Origin of the sequence: Streptomyces sp. NPDC016640, assembly GCF_043076215.1 — a bacterium.
Taxonomy (GTDB): Bacteria; Actinomycetota; Actinomycetes; order Streptomycetales; family Streptomycetaceae; genus Streptomyces.
The window spans coordinates 109147-127581 of record NZ_JBIBRG010000007.1; the positions used below are offsets into that span (position 1 = coordinate 109147).

The window sequence follows — 18435 nt, forward strand, 5'->3', positions numbered from 1 at the left end:
CTGGGGAGCGATGGCACGACTGGCGGCACGGCGGGCCCTGTCCGCCGTGCCGGTCCTCCTGATCGTCACCTTCGGCGTGTTCGCCGTCGCCGCCGCGTCCCCCTTCGACCCCGTCAAGGCCTACGCCGGCACCGCCGCGCTCGGCGCCGACCAGGAGACCCTGGACCGGCTGCGCGACAACCTCGGCGTGGACCGGCCGTTCGCGGCCCGCTGGTGGGACTGGCTGACCTCCGCGCTCGGCGGCGACCTCGGCCGGTCCACCGTCATGCGGCAGCCCGTCGCCGAGGTCATCGGCGAACGCCTGGTCTGGTCGGCCCTGCTGTGCGCCGTCGCGTTCGCCGCCGCCGTCCTGCTCGGGACCGTGCTCGGCGTCCTCGCGGCCCGCCGCCCCGGCTCGCTCCTCGACCGCACGGTCACCTCCCTCGCCTACGCCCTGGAGGCGGCGCCGGTCTTCTGGATCGCCCTGCTCGCCATCTGGCTGTTCGCCCTGCACCTGGACGTCCTGCCGGCCGGCGGCCTCACCGACACCGGCAGCGACCACGTCAGCGCCGGACAGGTCGTGAGCCACCTCGTGCTGCCCGCCGGCGTCCTCGCCGTCTCCCAGCTGCCCTGGTTCACCCTCTACGTCCGTCAGGGCGTCGGCGACGCCCTCGCGGAGGACCCGGTGCGCGGCGCCCGCGCCCGCGGCCTGGGCGAACGCACCGTGCTGCTCGGTCACGCCCTGCGCTCCGGGCTGCTGCCCGTGCTCACCCTGATCGGCTCCCGGGTCCCCGAACTCATCACCGGCGCCCTGCTGGTGGAGACCGTCTTCAGCTGGCCGGGCATCGCGGCGGCCACCGTGGAGGCGGCCACCGCCGTCGACTTCCCGCTGCTCGCCGCGCTGACCACCCTCGCCACCGCCGCCGTCCTCGCCGGGAACCTCCTCGCCGACCTGCTCTACGGGCTCACCGACCCGAGGGTGAAGCTGAATGAGATGTGACCCCCATGGCTGACACCACCGCCGGGAAGGCGCCCGCCACCACCACGGCATGGCGCTCGCACGGCACCGCCCGCCGCTCCACCCACACCCTCCGGCTGCGCGTCAGCGCCGCCCTGGTCGCCGTGACCGTCCTCGCGGTCCTCCTCGTACCCCCGCTGGTCCGGCTCGACCAGCAGGCCGTCGACCTGGCCGCCAAACTCCTGCCGCCGTCCTGGTCCCACCCCTTCGGCACCGACGACGTGGGCCGCGACCTGCTGCTGCGCTGCGTCTACGGACTGCGGGTCTCCCTGCTCGTCGGCGTGGTGGCCGCGCTCACCGCCACCGTGATCGGCACCGCCGTCGGCGCCGCCGCCGGGGCGCTCGGCGGCTGGGCCGACCGCCTGGTGATGCGGCTCGTCGACACCTTCTCCTCCGTCCCGCACCTGCTGCTCGGCATCTTCATCGTCGCCATGTTCCGCCCGGGGGTCTGGCCGGTGGTGGTCTCCGTCGCCCTCACCCACTGGTTGTCCACCGCCCGGATCGTCCGCGCCGAGGTCCTCTCGCTGCGCTCCCGCCCCCACATCGACGCGGCCGTCTCCGGCGGCGCCTCCCGGTGGCGGGTGGCGGTACGGCACCTGCTGCCCGCCGTGCTGCCCCAGGCCGGGCTCGCCGCCGTACTGATGGTGCCGCACGCCATGTGGCACGAGTCGGCGCTGTCCTTCCTCGGCCTCGGCCTGCCCACCCACACGGCCAGCCTCGGCACCCTCATCCAGGGCGCCCGCGGCTCCCTGCTCGCCGGACAGTGGTGGCCGACGCTCTTCCCCGGTCTCTTCCTGATCATCCCCACCCTCGCCCTCGCCGGTCTCGCCGGCGTCTGGCGGGAGCGGATCAGTCCCCGCCGCCGATCGGAGCTCATGCTGTGACCGAGCGACCCCCCGTCCTGTCGGTCCGCGGCCTGTCGGTGCGCTTCCTGCTGCCCGGCGGGCGCCGGATCGCCGCCGTCACCGACGCCCACTTCGACGTGGCGCCCGGCGAGTGCCTCGCCCTGATCGGCGAGAGCGGCTGCGGCAAGTCGGTCCTCGCCTCCGCCCTGCTCGGACTCCTCCCGGCCAACGCCCAGACCGCCGGGCACGCCCTGCTCGGCGACCTCGACCTGCTCACCGCCGGCGAACGCACCCTCGCCCGCGCCGTACGGGGCCGCAGGGTCGGCCTCGTCCCGCAGAGCCCCGCCGCCCACCTCACCCCGGTACGCACCATCCGCTCCCAGCTGGAGGAGACGGTCGCCGAACTGACCGGCGTCCGCGGCCGCGCGGCCCTGCGCACCGCGGCCGAACAGGCCGCCGAGCGCGCCGCGTTCCCGCCGGACCACCTCGACCGTCACCCGCACGAACTCTCCGGCGGCCTCGCCCAGCGCGCGGCCACCGCGCTCGCCCTCGTCGGCGAGGCACCCCTGCTGCTCGCCGACGAACCCACCACCGGCCTGGACCGCGACCTGGTGGACCGCACCGTCGACGAACTGCGCCGCCACGTCGACGCCGACGGCGACCGGGCGCTGCTGGTGATCACCCACGACCTGGCGGCGGCCGAACGCATCGCCGACCGCGTGGCCGTCATGTACGCGGGCCGCATCGTCGAACTCACCGACGCCGACTCCTTCTTCGGCGCCCCCGGCCCCCGCCACCCCTACAGCCGGGGCCTGTTGGAGGCACTGCCCGACCGGGCCTTCACCCCCATCCCGGGGATGCCCCCCGAACTCGGCGCGCTCCCCGCCGGCTGCGCCTTCGCCGCCCGCTGCGAGCGGGCCGACGAGGCGTGCACGGTGCTCCCGCCCCTCACCGGACCGGTCGCCTGCCACCACCCGGTCCCGGCGGCCCACACCCCCGCGACGGAGGACCTCCGTGCTTGAACTGCGCGCCGTCACCGCCGGCTACGACCGCCGCGCCCCCGCCGTACGGGACGCCTCCCTCACCGTCGCCCCCGGCGAGGCCGTCGGCCTGCTCGGCCCCAGCGGATGCGGCAAGTCCACCCTCGCCCGCGTCGCCGCCCTCCTGCACCGCCCCGACGCCGGAACCGTCCTCCTCGACGGCACCGCGGTACGCCACTGGCGCCACCGCGCCCCCCGCTCGCTGCGCACCGCCTTCGGCGTCGTCTTCCAGCAGCCACGCCTCTCCGCCGACCCCCGGCTGCGCCTGGCCGACCTGATCGCCGAACCCCTGCGCGCCACCGGCCGGCGCGCGGCCGTCCCGGACCGGGTGGCCGAACTGGCCGGAACCGTCGGCCTGACCCCGGACCTGCTCACCCGCCGCCCCCACGAGGTCAGCGACGGCCAGCTGCAACGCGCCTGCCTGGCCCGCGCGCTGGTGCTGCGCCCCCGCTGGCTGATCTGCGACGAGATGACCGCGATGCTGGACGCCTCCACCACGGCCGCGCTGGTCGCGGTGGTCGAGGACTACCGCGCGTCGACGGGCGCGGGCCTGCTCGCCGTGGGCCACGACCAGACCCTGCTGAACCGCTGGTGCGACCGCACGGCCCACTGGGACACGGTGGCGTCCACCGCCGCCGCGGAGCCGGCCGCCGGAAGGTGAGGCCGCGCCCCCGAACACTGCCCGGGTGCCCCCGCCCGCCGGACGGCCGGACCGTCGGCCCGGCCGTCCGGCGGGTGCGAGGGTGGTGTGCCCGCCGGGCGTCAGCCCTGCGGCACGTCCGTGAACTCCTCCTCCGCGAAGCCACCGCCCGCCGCACCGCCGAAGAAGCCCTCCATGAGCTCGTCGATGCGCACCTCGGTAGCTCCCGCCGGAGCCGTGGCCTGCTCGCCCTCGCCCAGGCGCAGCACCAGCGCGAACTTCTTGACCTTCGCCTTCTCCGCCAGCTTGGCCAGGTCCACGGAGACCTCGGACAGCTCGCCGTTCTTCAGCGTGAAGTCGGCCGTGACCTTCTCGTCCGGCGCGTCCTTGAAGTCCTTGGCGGTCGGCAGCTCGGCTCCCGGCGGCAGTTCGTCCGCCAGCGGGCGCAGCTTGTCGAACAGCTCGGTCAGCAGGGTGCGGAAGGGGGCCGTGGCCTCGATGTGCTCCGTGCCGTCCTCTCCGCCGGAGGTCTTGAAGTCGACCTCCCGGGCGATGACCTGCCGCAGCGCCTTCACGAGCTTCTTCTGCGTCCCGGCGTCCAGCGTGGGCTCGGCCGAAGACGTCCCACCCCCGGCCCCCGCCATCTGCTCGCCGGTCTCCTCGATCTCCTTCGTCGAGACCTTGATCCAGTCACCGGTCAGGAGCTTCTTGAACGCCCCGGCGCTGTCGGGCAGTTCGTCGGCGGACGGCATGGGGCTGCCCGACATCTCGGCGAACGCGTCCACGTCGGCGCGGACATAGGTGTAGTCGCCGACCAGCCGGTACTCGAACAGGGCGCCGTCCGGGCCGCCGAACTTCACCGCCATGGCGGTGAAGTCCTTCTCACCGGACTTCTCGAGCGGCTTCCTGGACTGCACGGAGACGGAGATCCGCGCGTCGCTGAGCCACTCGGCGACCCCGTCGGGCATCTGCTCGCCGGGCTCCGTCTCGGCGCCCATCGCCTTCAGCGTCGCCGCGTCGGTGTCCAGGGCCAGCTCGAGGGAGAGGGAGCGCTCCTTCCCGAGCTTGTCGAAGGCACGGTCGAGCTTCTGGCCGGCGGACAGGTTCTCCACCGTGCCGCAGGCGGCGGAACCGGCCAGGACCACGGTGGCGACGGCGGTGGCGGTGAGGGTCTTGCGTATGGCGGTAATGACGGTCTCCTCGTAAATGCGACCAGGGCGGTCGCTGAAGAGACCGGCCGACTCCCCAGAAGGTTGTACGTCTCGAGGAGACCGCCGGTCGGCCCCCTCGTCACCGGGTCCGAGATCGCCCGGTTGGCCGGGGTCACCCGGGCTGCCGTCTCCAACTGGCGTCGGCGCTACGACGACTTCCCCGTGCCGGCGGGAGGCGCCGTCAACAGTCCGCTCTACGCGCTCGCCGAGGTCCAGGAGTGGCTGGACAGGCAGCGCAAGGGCCAGGAGGTGTCGCCCGGGGTCGAGCTGTGGCAGGCCATGCGGGCCGCGTTCGGGGAACAGATGGTCACGGGCCTGGCCGGGGTGGCCGCGATGCTGGCCGGAGAGCGTGAGCCCGGGCTGCCGGACGAGGTCGCCACCCGGCTGCGGAGACTCGCCCGGACCGAAGCGCCCGTCGATCTGGTGAAGGGGCTGACCGAACGGTTCATGGACTCCGCCCGGCGGGCCGGATCCGAGCAGGTGACTCCCGAGTGCGTGGTGCGCGCCGTGCGCCACTTCGCCCCGACCTGCCGGCCGGCGCCACGGTCTTCGATCCCGCCTGCGGAATCGGGGTGCTGCTCCTGTCCGTCGCCGCCGAAACGGGAGTGCGCTGCCACGGCCAGGAGGCGGACGCCGACAGCGCCCGGTTCGCGCAACTCCGTGCCGGCCTCCTGGGCCGCTCGGACGTGCGCATCGTGGCGGGCGACTCCCTGCGCGCGGACGAGTGGCCGGACCTCAGGGCGGACCTGGTCGTCTGTGACCCGCCGGCCGGAGTGACCGAGTGGGGACGGGAGGAACTGCTGCTCGACTCCCGCTGGGAGCTCGGAACCCCGTCGAAGGCCGAAGGAGAGCTCGCCTGGCTCCAGCACGCCTACGCGCACACCGGGCGCGGCGGCCAGGTCCTCATGGTGATGCCGGCCTCGGTCGCCTACCGCAAGGCGGGCCGCCGTATCCGGGCCGAGCTCGTGCGCCGGGGCATCGTGCGCCAGGTCGTCGCCCTCCCGCCGGGGACGGCGACCTCCCACGCGCTGCCCGTCCACCTGTGGTGCCTGCGGCGCCCGGAGAACACGGAGACCGCGGAGGCGAACCGCACCGTGCGCATGGTCGACCCGACCGGCAACAGCCGAAGCGCTCGGGCCGCCGCCGTCACGCGTCGGCCGATGTCGTCAGCACCGCCCGGACGGTCTTGCCGCTGGGTGGGTAGGGGACGCAGTCCCAGTGGTCGGCGAGGGCGGCGACGAGGGTCAGGCCGCGTCCGCCGGTGGAGAGTGCGTCGAGTGCGGTGGCCGTGGGGCAGGGGAGCGGGCGGAGGTCTCCGCGGGCGTCGCTGACCTCGATGCGGAGGCGGCGGGTGGACGGGTCGAGGACGAGGGTCAGCCGGAAGCAGCGGCCGGGAACGCGGCCGTGCAGGACGGCGTTGGCGGCGAGCTCCGCGACGACGAGTTCGGCATGCTCCGTGAGCTCCTGCGAGGCGCCCCGGGAGCGCAGCTCGGTCACCGCGAGGAGCCGGGCGAGACGGGCGCCGCGCCGCGTGGACGACAGCAGCTGGGTGAAGGTGCCGGCGGGGGCGCCCGCTTGGGGTGTTGCGTGGTTCATGCCGTCAGAGTGGCGGCCGGGCGCGGGCGGGGGCGAGTGCCGCGCCCCGTACGGAGAGTAGGCGTACGGGGGGGAAGCGGGCGGTACGCCGGATTCCCGCGACGCTGTGTGAGGAACGCGGGAAGACGGCAGAGGGTTCCCGACGCCCCGGAGTGCGTCCGCGACCGGGGCGGTCGAGCGGTCCGGCGGTCGGTGGGGAGCCTTCGCGGCACCGCGGCGCGCCGACCGACCCGCCGTCCACGGCCCACTCGTGCGGCACCCCGTCCGGAGCGTCCGCCCCGGCGCGGCGGACGGTATGTGCGACATCCCGTGGGTTGCTCTGAGCCACGCTGAGTCCACGACCTCGTGGCCAGGGGGTTCCTCTTCTCTCCGGCAGTGGTTCGCGGGCTGACGTAACTTCGGGATTCCTGAAGCGTTCTCACCATGCCTGATCGGTTCACGATCGGGGTGAAGGTGAGGGGGCTCGGGTTGGCGCTGGCTGTCGTACGAGACCTACGCGATGTCCGGCTGCCGGCCACGGCGGAGGAGCTGGAGCAGTTCGAGACCGACGTGCTGGCAGGGTTCGTGCTGGCGCGGGCCTCAGCCAGGCTGGCGGACGGCACGATCCGCGGCGACGTCGGGCACCTGGAGCAGATGCGGTCCTGGTTCGGCCGACCGCTGTGGGAGATGGAGCCGCCCGACGCCGACGCGTACTTCGGGAAGGTACTGCGAGCATCGCCGAGCGGCACCCGGCTGGGGCGCTCTCAGGCGCTGACCACGTACTTCCTGTTCCTGGAGCTGCGGCACAAGGTCGAGGTCCACCGGATGACCGGCCGGGTGATCGAGTGCCCGATCGACGAGATGAACCGGCCGCGCGGGTCGAAGGATGCGGCACTGCGGATTCCGCCGTCCGGGCCGGAGGTCAAGACGCTGTTCACCGGGGGGCGAGCTGGCAACCTGCCGGAAGTTCGCCCCGACCGCCCGGAACTACACCGCCGCCAAACTGATGTCCCAGGTCGGGCTCCGGGTCAGCGAGGCGTGCAAGCTCGATCTGGCGGACATCAAGTGGGACCTGGGGCGCTTCGGCAAGCTCCACGTCCGGCACGGAAAGGGAGCCCGGGGTTCGGGCCCGCGCGAGCGGATGGTCCCCCTGATCAACGGCGCCGACCGCACGCTCCGCTGGTTCGTCGAGGACGTCTGGGGCCAGTTCGACGACGACCACACCCGCCCCGGCGCTCCGTTGTTCCCCTCCGAACGCAGACGCGCCGACGGCTCCTCGGGCCGGGTCGGCGACGATGCTCTGCGCAATGGGCTCAAGGCCGCGGCCATGGCGCATCTGCCGGGCTGGGGTGACAAGCTCACCCCGCACGTCCTGCGGCACTTCTGCGCGTCCGAGCTCTACCTCGGCGGACTCGACCTGATCGCGATCCAGGAAGTCCTCGGACATGCCTGGATCGCCATGACCATGCGATACGTCCACGTCCAGCAGACCCGGGTCGAGGACGCCTGGGTGGCCGGGCAGCAGCGGGCCGCGAAGCGGTTGGAAGGACTTCTGCGATGAAGTGGAACCTGCGGCTGACCGCCGCGAACAAGGGGATCTGGAAAGCCTCCGAGCTCCAGCGGAGCCTGGCCGAGCACGGCCTGGTGATCTCGGCCGGGAAGATGTCCGGGTTTTGGTCCGGCCAGCCGGTCTCCCTGAAGCTGGAGGACCTGGACGTCATCTGCGTCGTCCTCGGCTGCGAGATCGGCGACCTCCTGATCTCGGAGCCGGAGAAGGTGCACCGTCCTGGCCAGGAGGAGACGGTCCGGGCGGCTGTCGGCTCGGGGGCCGCCGCACCGAAGGTGATCCCCAAGCGCCGGGACGGCCGGTCGCTGCCGCCGGAGTGATCCGGTGGCACGCTTCCCGAAGGGCTACGTCAAGCCCACCAGTTCCTGCCCTGGCTGCCTGGCCTGGGGCGACTTCCGCGGACGACTCTGCCACACCTGCTACATGTTCAGCCGCGGGCACGACGCGGCGGAATGCACCGACTGCCGTCGCGTCCAGCCGCTGAAGTGGAACTACTGCCGCTTGTGCTGGTGCCAGGCCCGTCTCAGTGCGAAGACGGCTGACGGCCGACCCTCAGACGAGGCGGACGTGCGGGAGCGGCTCGCCGGCGTCCGGCACCATCAGCTGTTCTTCGTTCAGATGCACTACCGCAGAAGACGGACGCCCCTGGCCCGGCGGAAGGGAGGACGGCGTGGTGCCCCGCGCAAACCACCTCCCGCGCCGGCCTGGCGCCCGGACCCCGGCTGGCGGCAGCCGCCGCTGTTCGAGCAGATCCTCCGGGACTTCGGCCGACTCGACCCGGCCGACGCCGACCTGGCCAGCCCGTGGCTGGCCTGGGCGAAGTACCTCGCCCACCGATTCGCCGAGGCCCGCGGCTGGGGACGCAACATCCGCTTCGCCGTCAACCGGGGCCTGGCTGTCGTCCTCACCGGCCACGTCGAAGGCGACGTGATCCGGCACACGGAGATCTTCGCCCCGCTACGGGCCTGGGACCTGCCCGTCGGCCACGTCGTCACGGTCCTGGAGGAGATGGGGATCTTCGAGGACGACAGCGAACCGTCTTTCGAACGCTGGCTCGTCGGGCGCCTGGAAGGACTCGCACCCGGCATCCGCTCGGAAGCTGAGCCCTGGACCCGCGTCCTGCGCGACGGCGGCCCCCGCAGTCTCCCGCGACGGGAAGGAACCGTCTGGCTCTCCCTCAACCAAGTCCGCCCAGCCCTGCTGGAGTGGTCGAACCGCTATCACCACCTGCGGGAAGTAACCCGCGACGACGTCCTCACCTACGTCAAGACACTGCACGGTCACCAGCGGCATGACCAACTCGTCGCCCTGCGCTCGCTGTTCACCTGGGCCAAACGGCACGGGCTGGTCTTCCGCAACCCCATCAGCCGCATCAAAGTCGGGCAGAACGAGTACAGCGTGCTCCAACCGCTCCTTCCGGAGCAGGTCGAGAGCTCTGTCGCGGCGGCCACCACCCCGGCGGCACGGCTCGTCCTCGCGCTCGCGGCGGTCCACGCCGCCCGGGTCGCCCAGATCGCCACCCTCACACTCAACGACGTCGACCTCGGTAACCGCCGGCTGACCATCGCCGGACGCGCGCGCCCGCTCGACGACCTCACCTTGAAGCTCCTGACGGACTGGCTGGACCACCGACGCCGCCGGTGGCCGAGCACAGCGAACCTCTACCTACTGATCAACAACCAGACCGCCAACACCACCAGCCGGGCCAGCAACCACTGGATCAGCGCTCCGATGCGTGGGCAGGACGCCACCCTGGAGCGGCTTCGCGTCGACCGGCAGCTCGAAGAAGCCATGGTCCATGGCCCTGACCCCCTCCACCTCGCGGAGGTCTTCGGGCTCGACGAGAAGACCGCGATGCGTTACGCGGACTCCGCACGGGCCCTGTTGGAGCAGGTTGCCGAGACCGCCCCAGAGACTCCACTACCAGGCCGACGTCCCCCTGACATCGAGCCACCGAACTCGCGGGCTCCCTCGAATCACACCTGACTGTCAACGGATTCGAGACAATGCGCCGTACGGGAAAATAGGCTCCGAGAGAGGCTGATATGCCTGAGGACCCAAATGCATCAACGCCACAGCCTGACAGTGACGCAAGGCAGGAACCGGAACCGCAGCCTGAGCCGGGCCCAATACAGCCATGGGCGCCGTTACGCGACCGGACGCATTGGGCGACGCTCGTAGTTCTGCCGCTGCTAGGGGCCATCTCATTCTGGGCAGTTCAAGGCCTGTGGGGATGGGTCTGGGGCGAGATCTCCGGACCACCCGGGCTGACCGCGTACACATCAGGCCCCACCCCCTGCACACCAGCCACGCTTCCCCTCGTACTGCAAGCGAAGACCGATGAGGCCATCGTGGTCACCGGCATCAGAGTCAACGTCCTGTCCGCAGAGGCTCTCCCGAAGGACGAAGAAGAGCATTCCCATCCGGACAATTGTGCAGTTACTGCACATGAACCCACGTTTGATGTGAACCTCACGCAAACCCCTGTCTCGGTTGTGCCAACGGCCAGAAGGGCCGAACCCGATCGCACAGACTTCCCCTTCACGGTTTCCGCCGACCATCCGAAACAACTGACACTCAGGATCAATCCTGGAAAGCATGATGTCCGATTCTCCCTAAGGGTCGAGTGGGTCGCCGACGGTGAGTACGGCAGCGCAATTCTCGACAACAGCTCTGATCGTGATCCCCGCAAAGGCCACGGCTACCGCGTAACAGGGTGAGACGATCGGCTACGGGACGCGCCCCAGCGAGTTGATCGCGAACCTGCGGGTTCATCCCCGGAAGCGGAGCATCGCACCTGCGGGTTCGGGCTGAAGGGCCTTCAGTTTCCTTGAACCCGCGGGTCTCTCCGGGTGTGAGTAATTGAGGTACAGGAAATCCCGGTGAAATTGATCTTGATCGGATAGCACACCGGCCGGGGACACCGCTGGAGTTCGATGGAAGCGCGTCGGGCGGACTTCGGCGGTGGCTACCGTCCGGGCGTGCCGATGGAATTTCTGACTGATGAGCAGGCCGAGGCGTACGGGACGTTCACCGAGGTGCCCACGCGCCCGGAGCTGGAGTGGTTCTTCTTCCTCGACGATGATGACCGTGATCTGATTGCGCTGCGGCGTACGGACGCGCACCGGCTGGGGATGGCGGTGCAGATCTGTACGATCCGCTACGTCGGCCGGTTGCTGGGCGAGGACCCCCTCGCCGTACCGTGGGAGGCCGTGGAGTGCCTGGCTGGGCAGCTCGGCATCCAGGACGTCTCGTGCGTGAAGCGGTACCCGGAGCGCAGGTCTACGGTGTACGAGCACCCGGCGCAAATCCAGGAACGATTTGGGTACCGGGACTTCACCGATCGGCAGTGGGGCCGGGAGTTCCGCGGCTTCCTGTACGGGCAGGCGTGGACACACGCCGAGGATCCGGTGGCGCTGTTCAACCACGCGGTGACGTGGCTGCGGAAGAACCGTGTGCTGCTGCCGGGCGTCTCGGTGCTGACCCGGCAGGTGTCGGAGGCCCGCACGGCGGCCGAGCGGCGCCTGTACGAGGCGGTGGCCAGGGCCACCGACCGTGCTGATCCAGGAAGACGACGGCATCCTGAACTGACAGGCCCGGCCCGCCTCGTCAGTAGACCGATCGGCATTCACCCCGAGGAACAGGGCGACGAACGATACAGCCGCCGGTCACAACCCGATCCTCAGCCCGGGGAGACAAAGCCGGACTCGTATACCGCGATGACCGCCTGGGTGCGGTCCCGTGCGCCAAGTTTCGCCAGTAAGGAGCTGACGTGCGACTTTACGGTTTCGGTCCCCACCACCAGACGCGCGGCGATCTCCGCGTTCGACAGGTCTTGCGCCAGGAGACGCAGCACCTCCCCCTCGGCTCGGTCAATGCGGCACGTTCCATGGCGGTCCGGGCCGCGGTATTGCCACCGGCCGTGGGTCGCGCCCTGGAAGGCGCCGTAGTCGGCCGTGCGGTCGATGCGCCACATCTTCTGATCCGGCCTTGGGGAACATCGGTACAGCGCTGCCGTGCGCGCTTCCAAGCAGACCGTTGTGGGGCACCATACCCAAAAGTGCACATTTTGGAGCGTACGGAGGGATTACGTGGAACCCATCACAGCAGGACTGCTCGTGGCTCTCGCTTCGGGGGCGGCCGGCGCGGCCGGGGAGCAATTGTGGACCTCCCTGCGTGACCTGGCCACCCGAAGGGGGTCCCATCCCGGCGAGAGCGAGCTGGAGGTGTCGGCCGAGCCTCCGCCCACCGAGGAGCGGGCCGGGCAACTCGCCGCGCTGCTCAACGAACGTGCCCGGCAGGACCCGGACTTCGCAGCCGCGTTGGAGGTCTGGCGACGGCGGGTGAACGCGGAAGTAGCCACACGGTCCGGGGACGTCACGAACGAGATCTCGGGCGGTACCCAAGGAACGGTCGTCCAGGGCCGGGACTTCCACGGCGGCATCACGCTCGGCGGCAGTCACCCTTAGGTTCCGGGCCGGGCGGGGAGGAAGCGGGCGTCGCTACGCCCGGCGCGGGCCCGGCGCCGGGGCTGCTGCTCGGCGGTGGACCCGGAGTCCTTGCCCCGCCGCTCGCCCGGTCCCGGTCGCGCTGGAGGGTCTCGACGGTGTAGGCGAAGTCCTCCGCCGGCTCGCGCGGCTGCTCACCACGGCCGGACATGTTCTCGCCGCGGACGTCGTCCGCCACGCCGCCGCGCTGCCGCGCACCGACGAGGGCCCCTCCCCGGGGTGTACGGAGAACTGAGGCGGTCCGTGCATCCCGGGGGCCACCCCTCCCGCACCCGCGGTTCAACCCCGTCCGCCTACGCCTACCGGGTGGTGGGGGCCGGTGCTCGGCGGGGACGTCGTGGTGATGGTGACCCATCTGGCCGCACTCAATGACTCAGCCGGGGTCCGCGTCTCTGGCGGACGGCAGGGGTGGCATCGGCTGTTCGTGGACGTGCACGTCCCCGTGGATGGTCCCGGCCTGGAGGATGGTCCCGGCCGACGTGTGGTGTACCGCGTTCCCCCCGGCACCGATCGTACGGCCGCCACGCCGCTGCGGGCCGTTTTGCTCCGCTGGGACCAACACCTCGACCGGCCAGGTGAGTTCTCGCCAGGCTGGTACGTTCACGGTGGTGGTGGTGGGGGCCAGGCCGAACCGTTGTGCGGCGGCGACGACGGCGGATCCCAGGTACAGGCGCCGCCCCAGATCGTCGATCTCCGCCTTCAGCTGTCCGATCCGCGTCTCGACCGCCCGCTCCTCCGCGGCATACGCCACCTGCTGGGCCGCCAGTTCGGCGTTGCCGAAGTCTCCGGCCCTGTGTACGGCGAGTGCACGCCGCAGTCGCCGCGGCAGGCGGCGGTGATCTCCTGAGCGGGCGAGGAGGTGTGCGAGGGTTTGCGCCGACCGATCCTCCTGCTCTGTCAGCGGCCCGTGGTCAGGGAGCCGCGAGGCCATCCAGCGGCACAGTTCGGCCTCGTTGTCGGGAAGTCGGTCCGCGATACCGCTCAGGTCGGCGGCGAGGCGCTTCATCCGCACCGACCACTGCCACTGCTGCGCGCGGGATCTGGCAGGCAGGTTGCTGCGGGCGCCGGCCGAGCGCAGGGCACGACGGGCCTCCCGTGCTCGAGCCAGTTCCGCATCCCGGCGGTCGATCTCCGTGGTAACCGGCTCCAGCTCGACACGCACCCGTTTCAGCAGGGCGTATAGGCCGGGGACGTCGTCCAGCGCCACGGCGTACGCTCGCTTCTCCAGCAAGGAGACGACGACGGCACACGGCAGCAGCTCCTCGGAGACGCCGAAGAACCTCCGCATCTCCCCGGCCGCTGCGGTCAGCGCGTCCTGGTGCTCCCGCAAGGGGTGGGTCAGGGCCGGAAGGAGGGTCACGTCCTCCATGACGGCACCGTCAGCCGGGCCCCCACCCTCCACGTCCCTGCGCGGCGGCCACGCGTCCATGCGGAGCGTCGACCTCGCCTGCGGCCACGGCGTATCCAGCCTGCTGCTCTCCCCCAGGCACGACACACCCTCGACGGCGGTCGCGTAGTCCTCGGATCGCCAGTGGCCTGCGTCGATGACCAGCCCGGAGCGGGGGGCCGGGGTGATTACGCCGAGGTAGCGGCACGTGACGTCGTGAGTGTCCGGCCACTCCCGGAACAGCCTTCGGTGCAACTCCGGATTGTCGGCCGAGCGCGCCAGCACGAAGACCAGACCTGCGTAACCGCCATCGCCCAGCGAACGGAACGGCCGCCGCAGGAAGGCGCCCACCGTCATCCGCCCCATCGCGTAACCCACTGCGGCCTCCCCCGGTCGACACCGGTTCTCTTACGAAATCTGCCCGATCTGCGCTGCCGCGCCCGTCTCCAGGGCCGCCCACGTCCCGCTGTCCGGGTCGGCCGAGACCCCCCTCTCTGCCTAGGCGGCCCGATCACTGAGGGGAGTTGTTCGGTCACGGTATCCCGGTCGCGCAGGAGCATGACGGTGGTTGCGGGGATCTGGGCGCGTCCGGGACGGCGGCGGCATGCGGGATCCGCGCGTAAAATCCACGCGACCACATCGGGGCCGGCAGGCCCGAGTTGCTGCACCTGGGGCCGGGGGACGTCGTCGACTTCGGTCGCGGTCTGCCCGGTGGCGGGGGAGTGGCCGTTCCCCTGACCGATCCCGGCGTCTCACGCCGGGCGGGGCGGCTGGAGGCGGCCGGGGATTACTGGCGGCTGTCCAACTTCAGCCGGAGCGTCTCCTACGTGGTGGAGAACCTGGAGGGCGCCGGCGAGTACATCACCGTGGCCCCGGGACGCCTCGGCGCGCCCGTGCCCTTCGAGTTCTCCCGAGTGGTGCTGCCCTCGCTGTCAGGGACCGCCACCTTCAAGGTGTTCGCCCCGCAACACGCCTACCTCAGCCACGAAGTCGCCGACGGCGCCGGGCAACAGGCCGTCCACCCCTTCGCCCTGGACCCCACGGCCAAGTACTTCCTCGTCCTGGTCGCCCTGTGCGAACAACGGCTGCGTGACGCCTCGGACACCGCCCTGCCCGGCGTCGGGGACATTGTGGAGCGACTGCGTCCGCTGGCGTCCTGCCGCGATCTGACGCGCTCGGCGGTCAACTACCACATCGACTACCTGGCCTCCGTCAAGCTGCGCCTGCCGGGACGGTCGTGCTCGGCGGCGGTGACTCCGGTGACGACGACGGCCGCGGCGTCCCCGCCGTCGTCACCGGCGTGCACCTCGCGGCGCCCGGCCACCGACGAGTACGGCATCGCCATGTGGACGCCGTCGGTGTTCCGGGCCTGGGCCGTGGACGGGGACGGCGACAAGGACCACATGTCGCCGCCGGACGCGATCGCCACCATGAGCGGGTACGTGTGCTGGCTCGACCAGCGGTTCAAGGAGGCGGGGATGCCGAAGGAGGACCTGCCCGCACTGGTCGCGGCCGGCTACCGCACGAGCGACCGCGCCGTCATCGAACAGGGCGGCGTGCCCGAGCAGGCCCGGCCGCACGTCGACGAGGTGCTGCGCCACCTCGCCGCGTACGGCGGGTGAGCCGGCCCCCGTGCCGGCTCACCCGCCGTCGTTCTCGCCGGCGCCCTCGTCGGCGTCCCCGTCCCGGTGAGGACCAGCGGCAAGGCGGCTACGGCCGCCGTGCGGGGTCTTCTCAGGTCGGCCGCCACTCGGAGAGCGTGACCGAGTTGATGGGATCGAGGTTGAAGTACAGGCCTTCCTGGGAGTTGATGCTGTCGTGGCAGTCCGTGCCGACGCTCTTGCAGAGGTAGGCGAGCGCGTAGTCGGACTGGTTGTTGAGCACCCAGTGGTAGCCGAACTGGTTGTAGATGCGGTGCGGCCCGTACGCCCAGAACACATGGCTGGGGCTGACGGCGGGGTTCTGGTTCTGCGGGTAGATGCACACTGCTCCGTACGGGCAGTTGGCCCACGAGTCGGCGGCATGGGCCTGGGTCGCACCGCCTGTCGTCACGGCGGCGGTCGCGAGAGCCAGCGCGGCGGCCCCGCGGAGGAGTTTGCGCACGGTCATGCCTTTCGAGAGTCGCTGTGTCGTCGCAGCCCGGTGGCTGTGACGACACAGTAGGAGGAGGAGCGACGGGAGCGGTCCTGACGGATGTCAGGGGCGGGCGGTGCCGGGTCCGCCGTGCCGCACCCGCGGAGACCGGCTCGGCTCAACCCGCTCGCCGAAGCCGAGGCGCCTTCGCGGGGCGGTGCGGGGGGCCGCTCCGCGCGGTACGTGAAGACCCCGGCCGGCTACGCGCATGGGCAGGGCAGTTCGGGGACCGCGCGGTTGGGGGAGCACGTGACCACGGCCAGGGTGAGGTAGGAGGGCCGTTCGAGGTAGTGGCCGTACGAGATGTCGGCGCCCCACTGCAGGCGTTCGGCGGCGGCGTCCACCAGCCGGGCCAGGCGTGCGGTGTCCCGGTCGGCCTCCGTCGCGAACCGGGGTGCGTACTCGGCCAGTCGCTCGCCGAGCCAGGCCGCCGCCTCCTTGGCCTCGTCCCAGGTGCCCCGCACCAGTGAGCGGGGCTTGACGAGCCAGTACGCCGTCTCCAGGGGCGGGAGGTCCGATGTCCGGAACTCCGCGGCCACCTGGCGGTAGCGCTCGACCAGTTCCGGCCTGCCTCCGGCGGGGGGCGGATCGGGGTGCGGGGGCCGCCGCAGGGCCTCGTCGTCGAAGCGTTCCTTCGGGCCGGTCCAGAGGTAGGCGTGGTGGTGCATGGGCTGTTCCCGCTTCGAGGAGCGCCGGCCGGACGCGGGAGGGCCCGGTCCGGCCGGCGGTGGGGAAGGGAGGGGGAGGGGAGGGAGGGTCAGGCGCCGAGGCCGAAGCGCGCCGGGTCGATACCGGCCGCGTCCAGCTCCTCGGTGGTGAACCGCAGCGGCTGCGCGTCCGGCCGCTTGCTGTCGCCCAGCGCCCAGGCGTCCTCACCGATCCGGGCCAGGGTCACGCACCCTTCGGTGCAGGGGCCGCCGCACGCCTTCGTGAACGAGGCCCCGCTGATGTCGAGCGCGTACAGGTTGGTTCCGTTCTGCATGACTGCACCTTCCAGCTCGTCCGACGCGGCCGGGTCCGGCCGCCGCCGCCCGCGGTGGGCGGCAGTTCACGGGAGGGGAGGTGGCCGTCCGGTTGTTTCCGCAGGTGAGCGGTGGACGCGGACGGTCTCTCCTGGCTCTCCGTGACCTCAGAGTGGCGGTCGGACGGGGCGGGGACGAGTGTGGCACCCCGTACGCTGAGTCAGCGTACGGACACGAAGAGTGGACGGTACGTCCGATGATCCGCCAGCCTGGAGGCGGGCGCGGGCGGCGTGAGGAGCCGTCGTGGTGCGCGGCACGCAGGAGAGGAAAGGGGCGGCGGATGGACGTGGTCGGGGTCGAGGGGGAGGCGGCCGGAAGCGCCGGCGCACGGGCGGTTCCGGTGGGGGAGTGGGAGCGGGAGCCGCATCCGTCGGACAGCCTGCGGACGTTCGGCGCCGTCGTCCAGGCGTTGCGTGAGCACGCGGGGCTGAGCCGGGTCGACCTGGGCGCCCGGGTCCAGTACTCCAAACACACTGTGGAGTCGGTGGAGTTGGGCCGCCGGATGCCGGACGAGGCGTTCGTGGAGCGCGCGGAGGAGGCGCTGGGCAACACGGGTGCGCTGCGGAAGGCCGCGCGGCACCTGACGCGGGGGGAGGCGGGGCTCGCGGTGTGGTTCCGGCGGTGGGCGCGGCTGGAGCGGGAGGCGGTGAGCCTGTGCACGTACGAGTGCCGGTTGGTGCCGGGGCTGTTGCAGTCGGAGGCGTACGCGCGGGCGGTGTTCGACAACAGCATCCCGCTGCTGACCGACGAACAGACGGAGGCACAGGTCGCAGCCCGATTGGAACGGCAGGCGATGATGCGTGAGCGGCCGACCGTGCCGTTCGGCTTCATCGTGGAGGAGTCGGTTTTCCGGCGCGGGCTGGGTGGGGCGCAGGTTCAGGCGAACATGTTGGATCATGTGCTGGAGCTGTCCGCGCCGCGCAATGTGACGCTGCAAGTGGTGCCGGTTGAATTGGAGTTCCATGGGTGCCTGGACGGGCCTATGCGGATTTTGGAAACCCCGGAGGGGCGTCGCGTGGGCTACTCCGAGGGGCAGCAGAATGGACGGCTGATCTCCGACGCGAAAGAGATGAGTCTGCTCTGCCGACGCTATGACACACTGCGCTCGCAGGCCCTGAACCCTGGAGAATCCCGGGACCTGCTGGAGCGACTGCGAGGAGAGCTATGAGCAGTGGTATGTCGGAACTCGCCTGGTTCAAGTCCAGCTACAGCGGCACCCAGGGCGACGACTGTGTCGAGATCGCGGTCGCCGAACACGCCGTCCACGTACGGGACTCCAAGGACGTGACCCGTCCGGCCTTCGAAGTCGGCCGCGAAGGCTGGGGGCAGTTCGTACGGTTCGCGTCCGAGGGCTGAGCGGGCTTGGGGGCGTGCCGTCCGCTGGAGCAGGGGACGGCACGCCCTCACCGCGTTCGGGAGCCCTTGGTTTCGTCCGTGGAGGCGTGGCCAAAGGTCACGCGGTTGGTGAATCGACTGCATAACCTCTGTGTTGACATTGTCAACGCACCAC

The 18435-nt window shown here is 71.4% G+C and carries 17 protein-coding genes and 4 pseudogenes; 14 read left to right on the plus strand and 7 right to left on the minus strand.

Annotated elements, in window-relative coordinates:
• The first annotated feature begins 10 nt into the window (after positions 1-10).
• Genes ACF07S_RS16385 through ACF07S_RS16400 form a run of 4 tightly spaced genes read left to right on the plus strand, consistent with a single transcriptional unit; the run spans position 11 to position 3543 of the window.
• The gene (locus tag ACF07S_RS16385) at positions 11-979 is read left to right on the plus strand and encodes an ABC transporter permease (protein WP_391974430.1); all 969 of its coding nucleotides are present in this window, start codon (positions 11-13) and stop codon (positions 977-979) included.
• 5 nt (positions 980-984) lie between these two features.
• Entirely contained in the window at positions 985-1881 is an 897-nt protein-coding gene (locus ACF07S_RS16390; protein WP_391974431.1) for an ABC transporter permease, read from the plus strand.
• Positions 1878-2864: an ABC transporter ATP-binding protein gene (locus tag ACF07S_RS16395; protein ID WP_391964781.1), complete on the plus strand. Its 987-nt coding sequence runs from the start codon at positions 1878-1880 to the stop codon at positions 2862-2864. Before ACF07S_RS16390 ends, ACF07S_RS16395 begins: the two co-directional genes overlap by 4 nt.
• On the plus strand, positions 2857-3543 hold the full coding sequence (locus ACF07S_RS16400) for an ABC transporter ATP-binding protein (RefSeq protein ID WP_391974432.1): 687 nt from the start codon (positions 2857-2859) through the stop codon (positions 3541-3543). Before ACF07S_RS16395 ends, ACF07S_RS16400 begins: the two co-directional genes overlap by 8 nt.
• Before the next feature lie 101 nt (positions 3544-3644).
• On the opposite strand, the gene ACF07S_RS16405 is transcribed toward ACF07S_RS16400, so the two are convergent.
• On the minus strand, positions 3645-4667 hold the full coding sequence (locus ACF07S_RS16405; protein WP_391974433.1) for a hypothetical protein: 1023 nt from the start codon (positions 4665-4667) through the stop codon (positions 3645-3647).
• A 315-nt stretch (positions 4668-4982) separates the two neighbouring features.
• On the opposite strand from ACF07S_RS16405, the pseudogene ACF07S_RS16410 reads away from it, so the two are divergent.
• Positions 4983-5854: pseudogene (locus tag ACF07S_RS16410) on the plus strand (class I SAM-dependent DNA methyltransferase); the annotation flags it as partial.
• Between the two features lie 25 nt (positions 5855-5879).
• Here the strand turns inward: ACF07S_RS16410 and ACF07S_RS16415 are convergent.
• Positions 5880-6329, minus strand: coding sequence for an ATP-binding protein (locus ACF07S_RS16415; protein ID WP_391974434.1), 450 nt, complete (start codon positions 6327-6329; stop codon positions 5880-5882).
• Between the two features lie 985 nt (positions 6330-7314).
• Here ACF07S_RS16415 and ACF07S_RS16420 point away from each other — a divergent pair.
• The 5 genes and pseudogenes from ACF07S_RS16420 to ACF07S_RS16440 all read left to right on the plus strand — a co-directional run.
• Positions 7315-7869: a tyrosine-type recombinase/integrase gene (locus ACF07S_RS16420; protein WP_391974435.1), complete on the plus strand. Its 555-nt coding sequence runs from the start codon at positions 7315-7317 to the stop codon at positions 7867-7869.
• On the plus strand, positions 7866-8195 hold the full coding sequence (locus ACF07S_RS16425) for a helix-turn-helix domain-containing protein (RefSeq protein ID WP_391974436.1): 330 nt from the start codon (positions 7866-7868) through the stop codon (positions 8193-8195). Before ACF07S_RS16420 ends, ACF07S_RS16425 begins: the two co-directional genes overlap by 4 nt.
• Positions 8196-8199: 4 nt before the next feature.
• A complete protein-coding gene (locus ACF07S_RS16430) occupies positions 8200-9861 on the plus strand; it encodes a hypothetical protein (protein WP_391974437.1) in 1662 nt (553 codons plus the stop codon).
• 365 nt (positions 9862-10226) lie between these two features.
• The gene (locus ACF07S_RS16435; protein WP_391974438.1) at positions 10227-10595 is read left to right on the plus strand and encodes a hypothetical protein; all 369 of its coding nucleotides are present in this window, start codon (positions 10227-10229) and stop codon (positions 10593-10595) included.
• A gap of 261 nt (positions 10596-10856) precedes the next feature.
• Positions 10857-11441 (plus strand): annotated as a pseudogene (locus ACF07S_RS16440) (DUF4158 domain-containing protein); the annotation flags it as partial.
• Between the two features lie 116 nt (positions 11442-11557).
• Here the strand turns inward: ACF07S_RS16440 and ACF07S_RS16445 are convergent.
• Positions 11558-11793 (minus strand): annotated as a pseudogene (locus tag ACF07S_RS16445) (response regulator transcription factor); the annotation flags it as partial.
• A 173-nt stretch (positions 11794-11966) separates the two neighbouring features.
• On the opposite strand from ACF07S_RS16445, the gene ACF07S_RS16450 reads away from it, so the two are divergent.
• On the plus strand, positions 11967-12344 hold the full coding sequence (locus ACF07S_RS16450; RefSeq protein ID WP_391974439.1) for a hypothetical protein: 378 nt from the start codon (positions 11967-11969) through the stop codon (positions 12342-12344).
• 412 nt (positions 12345-12756) lie between these two features.
• Here the strand turns inward: ACF07S_RS16450 and ACF07S_RS16455 are convergent, their stop codons facing one another.
• A complete protein-coding gene (locus ACF07S_RS16455) occupies positions 12757-14121 on the minus strand; it encodes a hypothetical protein (protein ID WP_391964786.1) in 1365 nt (454 codons plus the stop codon).
• A 287-nt stretch (positions 14122-14408) separates the two neighbouring features.
• Here ACF07S_RS16455 and ACF07S_RS16460 point away from each other — a divergent pair.
• A pseudogene (locus ACF07S_RS16460) lies at positions 14409-14996 on the plus strand (serine/threonine protein kinase); the annotation flags it as partial.
• Positions 14997-15504: 508 nt separating this feature from the next.
• Here the strand turns inward: ACF07S_RS16460 and ACF07S_RS16465 are convergent.
• The 3 genes from ACF07S_RS16465 to ACF07S_RS16475 all read right to left on the minus strand — a co-directional run bounded on the left by ACF07S_RS16465 (position 15505) and on the right by ACF07S_RS16475 (position 16885).
• Positions 15505-15879: a hypothetical protein gene (locus ACF07S_RS16465; protein WP_391964787.1), complete on the minus strand. Its 375-nt coding sequence runs from the start codon at positions 15877-15879 to the stop codon at positions 15505-15507.
• A 224-nt stretch (positions 15880-16103) separates the two neighbouring features.
• Positions 16104-16571, minus strand: coding sequence for a hypothetical protein (locus tag ACF07S_RS16470; RefSeq protein ID WP_391974440.1), 468 nt, complete (start codon positions 16569-16571; stop codon positions 16104-16106).
• Positions 16572-16660: 89 nt separating this feature from the next.
• A complete protein-coding gene (locus ACF07S_RS16475) occupies positions 16661-16885 on the minus strand; it encodes a DUF397 domain-containing protein (protein ID WP_004979976.1) in 225 nt (74 codons plus the stop codon).
• A 320-nt stretch (positions 16886-17205) separates the two neighbouring features.
• On the opposite strand from ACF07S_RS16475, the gene ACF07S_RS16480 reads away from it, so the two are divergent.
• Both ACF07S_RS16480 and ACF07S_RS16485 read left to right on the plus strand, forming a co-directional pair.
• Positions 17206-18093, plus strand: a complete 888-nt coding sequence (locus ACF07S_RS16480; protein WP_391974441.1) for a Scr1 family TA system antitoxin-like transcriptional regulator — start codon at positions 17206-17208, stop codon at positions 18091-18093.
• Complete coding sequence (locus ACF07S_RS16485) at positions 18090-18281, plus strand: DUF397 domain-containing protein (protein WP_391974442.1); 192 nt, start codon at positions 18090-18092, stop codon at positions 18279-18281. The genes ACF07S_RS16480 and ACF07S_RS16485 overlap by 4 nt, the downstream gene beginning before the upstream one ends.
• The last annotated feature ends 154 nt before the right edge of the window (positions 18282-18435 follow it).